Origin of the sequence: Flaviaestuariibacter amylovorans (genome assembly GCF_039541815.1) — a bacterium.
Taxonomy (GTDB): domain Bacteria; phylum Bacteroidota; class Bacteroidia; order Chitinophagales; family Chitinophagaceae; genus Flavisolibacter; species Flavisolibacter amylovorans.
Window position 1 is genome coordinate 1,114 of sequence record NZ_BAABGY010000031.1, and the last position, 1,027, is coordinate 2,140.

At 67.8% G+C, this 1,027-nt stretch carries 1 pseudogene; it reads left to right on the top strand.

The window, feature by feature from the left end:
• Positions 1 to 1,027 (top strand): annotated as a pseudogene (locus ABD937_RS23830) (PKD-like domain-containing protein); the annotation flags it as partial.

The window sequence follows — 1,027 nt, forward strand, 5'->3', positions numbered from 1 at the left end:
ATGACAACGGCTGCGCCGGTACGCCCCGCACCTTCACCATCACGGTCAACAAGTCGGCCACCTCGATCTCCTACGGCGCAGGGCCCTTCTGCCAGATCGGTATCGCCTACGTGGATCGCCTCGGTACCTCCGGCGGCACCTACTCTTCGACACCGGGCGGCCTCAGCCTCAACCCGGCCACGGGTAACGTGACGCTCAGCGCCTCGCAGCCCGGTACCTACACGGTGACCTACACGGTGGCGGGCACGGCAGGCGGTTGCGGTGGTACGTTCTCCACCCAGCTGCAGGTGAACCCGCAGGCTACGGTGGTGGCTCCCGTCAACCCGGCCAACCCGGTGTACTGCAACGGCGCCCTGGCACCGGCCACCCCCTTCACGGGCACGGCTACGCAGTATGCCTGGACCAACACCAACCCCTCCATCGGCCTGGCGGCCTCGGGCACGGGCACGTCGCTGCCGAGCTTCACGGCCACCAACACGGGCGCCACGGTACAGTACGCCTTTATCAACGTGACGCCGCTGGGTAACGGCACGAGCACCTGCGACGGCAAGCCGATCCGCTACCGCATCACCGTCAACCCGACGCCGACGGTAGCCAACCCGGGCGACCAGGTGTACTGCCGCGGTGTGGTGACGGCGCCGGTGACCTTTACGGGGAACATGGGCACGTCTGCGACCTATAACTGGACGAGCTCCTCCACGGCTACGGGCCTGAGCCTGACGCGCGGCACCGGCACGGTGCCGGGCTATACGACGGTGAACGCCACGGCGGGCACGGTGTCGACGACCATCACGGTACGCCCGGTTGCCAACAAGTGCGTGGGCGCGCCCATCACCTTCACCTACCAGGTGGGCAACTGCGTAGCGCAGACGGGCGACGGACAGACGGGCGACGGCGCTACGGGCCGCACCGCTGCCTCGCTTGCGGGCAAGGTGAGCGTGGGCCCCAACCCGACGCAAAACCGGGTGACGGTCTACATTGATGCCTCGCTGAAGACGGGTGCTGCCTACTCGGTGCGGCTCGTAGA